The organism is Streptomyces sp. NPDC006393, from assembly GCF_040628575.1.
Classification (GTDB): Bacteria; Actinomycetota; Actinomycetes; order Streptomycetales; family Streptomycetaceae; genus Streptomyces.
Genome location: NZ_JBEXZD010000212.1, coordinates 1 through 2,765, shown reverse-complemented (window position 1 = coordinate 2,765; position 2,765 = coordinate 1). Strand labels below are relative to the sequence as shown.

General features: G+C 77.5%; 2 protein-coding genes and 1 pseudogene. All 3 read left to right on the top strand.

The genetic code is table 11. The features are described from left to right. Positions 1 to 637, top strand: a 637-nt coding sequence (gene mshB / locus ABZ484_RS38555; protein ID WP_358870612.1) for an N-acetyl-1-D-myo-inositol-2-amino-2-deoxy-alpha-D-glucopyranoside deacetylase, incomplete at its 5' end; no start/stop codon positions are given. Beyond that, on the top strand, positions 634 to 1,044 hold the full coding sequence (locus tag ABZ484_RS38550; protein ID WP_358870611.1) for a DUF6113 family protein: 411 nt from the start codon (positions 634 to 636) through the stop codon (positions 1,042 to 1,044). The genes mshB and ABZ484_RS38550, both read left to right, overlap by 4 nt. A gap of 178 nt (positions 1,045 to 1,222) precedes the next feature. Continuing rightward, a pseudogene (locus ABZ484_RS38545) lies at positions 1,223 to 2,765 on the top strand (hypothetical protein); the annotation flags it as partial.

Genomic DNA, 2,765 nt, shown 5'->3' with positions numbered 1-2,765 from the left:
CTCCGGGATGATGGGCCTGCCCGACAACGAGGATCCCGACTGCCTCTGGCAGGCCGACCTCGACGAGGCCGCCGGGCACCTCGTCGCCGTGATCCGCGAGGTGCGCCCGCAGGTCCTCGTGACGTACGACGACAACGGCGGGTACGGCCACCCCGACCACATCCAGGCCCACCGCATCGCCATGCGCGCCGCGGACCTGGCCGCCGACCCCGCCGTACGGCCCGACCTGGGCGAGCCCTGGCGGATCGCCCGGGTGTACTGGAACCGGGTGCCGCGCTCCGTCGCCGAGGCCGCCTTCGCGCGGCTCCAGGACGACCTGGCCGGGCTGCCCTTCGCCAAGTCCGCCGCCATCGAGGACGTACCGGGTGTCGTCGCCGACGAGCGGATCACCGCACGGGTCGACGGCACCGCCCATGCCGCCGCCAAGGCCGCCGCGATGCGCGCCCACGCCACCCAGATCGAGGTGGCCGAGCCCTGCTTCGCGCTCTCCAACGAGCTGGCCCAGCCCCTGTTCACCACCGAGTACTACGAACTGGTGTGTGGAGAGGGCGTCGCGGGCGTCCACGGCGACCTGTTCGCCGGGATCGCCGGGATCGCCGGGAACACGGAGGCCGACGGGACCGGGGAGGCGTCATGAGCCCCGCCGGACGGGAGCCCGCCCACGGCTCCATGCTGGCCCAGCCCCTCAAGCCGCCGTCCGCCGGGCGGGCCGCCGCCTACCTGGGGCTGTTCGTGCTCGGCGCGGTGGTCGGCCTGGCCGGGGCGCTGGTGCAGGCCGCGTGGTTCCCCGGCGGGCTGCTGCTCGCCCTCGCGGGCTCCGCCGGGCTGTTCCTGGGCGCCGCGCGGGCCACCGGCGGCCGGGGCGGTGCCGTGGCGGGCGCGGCCGGCTGGATGGTCGCCGTCGTGCTGCTCACCGCCAGCCGTCCGGAAGGGGACTTCCTCTTCGCCGCGGGCGGCGGCTCCTACCTCTTCCTGCTCGGCGGCATGGCTGTCGCTGTGATCTGCGCCACTCTGGGCCGCGGGCGGCAACCGGACGGTCCGTGACGTCCGACTTGGCGAATGACGTACCGCTTCTTCCCAGCGCCGCCGTGCGGGTCCCGTGTGGGTTTCCCCGGCGGTCCCGGGATGCCGGCCAGATGTGGCCAGTATGGTGGTGCGCGCCGCCGAGCCGCCCGCACAGTCAGGTCGTAACGGGCGGCGGAGCCAACCGGGAGAACCTGCCTTGAGTCGTGAAACTGACACTCCGTCCTCCGGGCCCAACGGGCGCGGCGGAGCCGCCTACCCCTCGGGGACCCCGCCGTACGGCATCCCGGCGGTGTCCGACGACGGCGCGGGCGCGGGCCGTTCGGCCGCGCAGCCCGAGGAACGCAAGACCGAGACCACACTGACGACCCGGATCCGGATCAACATCCCCGGGTCCCGGCCGATTCCGCCGGTGGTCGTGCGCAAGACCGTCAACGAGGCCGAGGCGGAAGGCCAAGGGGCCGAGGGCCCCGGCGGTGCTCAGGGTTCCCAGGGGCCCCAGGGAGCCCCGGGGTCCGACGGGGCCAAGGTGCCCCTGCCGACCAGGGGGTCCGCGCGGGCCGACGGAACGGGCCAGGGCGCCGGCGGTGACGCGCGGACGCCTTCGGGCGCCGCGGAGGCCTCCGGCGACGCCGAGGGCGCCGCCACGGCCGGGGACAAGACGACCAGCGACTGGTTCGCGCCCCGCAAGTCGCAGACGAAGAAGGGCGGCCAGGGCGGCGGCGGCACCAACGGCGCAGGGCTGCCCGGCGGTTCGGGCGCGCCCGCCAACGGGTCCGGAACGGGCCCCGGCACGCCTGGTGCGGGACCGTCCGGCGCGGGCGCTTCGGGCGGTTCGCGGCCGGCGGCCGGCGGCCGGCCCGGTGGTGTGGTCGGCTCCATGAGCGTGCCCGGCGGCTCCGCGCGCGCCGGTTCCTCCGGCGGCGGGCTTCCCGGGGCCACCGGCGGCCCCGTCGCCCCCGGCCACGGCGGCGGCACCGGCTCCTTCGACGTGACCGAGGCGCTGGCGGCGGGTGCCCGCTCCGGCGGTTCCCGGCCCGGCGGCAGCGGCGAGCCGAGCCGCGACGACCTGCCGTTCTTCTCGGAGAACGGCGGGAGCGGCCAGAGCGGCCAGAGCGACCGGGACGGCCACAGCGGCCACGGCGGCCACAGCGACCCGAACGGGCCCGGTGGCCTGAGCGGCTTCAACGGGGCGGGCGTCCCCGGCGGGCCCGGCCGGCCCGGCGGAGCGCAGGGGCCCGCGGGCCCGACCGGCGGTCCGGTGACCGGCGACGGCCCGTTCCCGCCGCCCACCGGCGGCGGACCCGCGATCGCCTCCGGCCCGGCCGGCCCCGCTGGTTCCGCCGGTCCGTCCGGCGTCCCCGGCGCGCACACCGCACGCCCCGGCGGCGGCCTGAGCGACGACACCGCGATCCTGACCCCGCAGCAGCCCGCCCCCGAGCCGGGCACCCCGGGCTACGCGGGCCGTCCGGACAACGTCTCCGGACACACCGTCACCAGCGGCATCCCCGTGGTGCCGCCCGGGACCGAGTCGCCGTTCGCGCCGGGCCCCGGCGGCCAGGCGGCGTCGTACCCGCTCCCGAAGCCGCCGGAGCCGGGCCGGCGCGGCCCCGCCGCGCCCGCCCAGTCCGCCAAGTCGACCAAGGCGCCCAAGAAGAAGGGCCGCAGCAAGGTGGCGCTGCTCGGCGTCGCCGTGGTCGTCGTCGCCGGTCTCGCCTACGGCGCCGGGCTGCTGATGAACC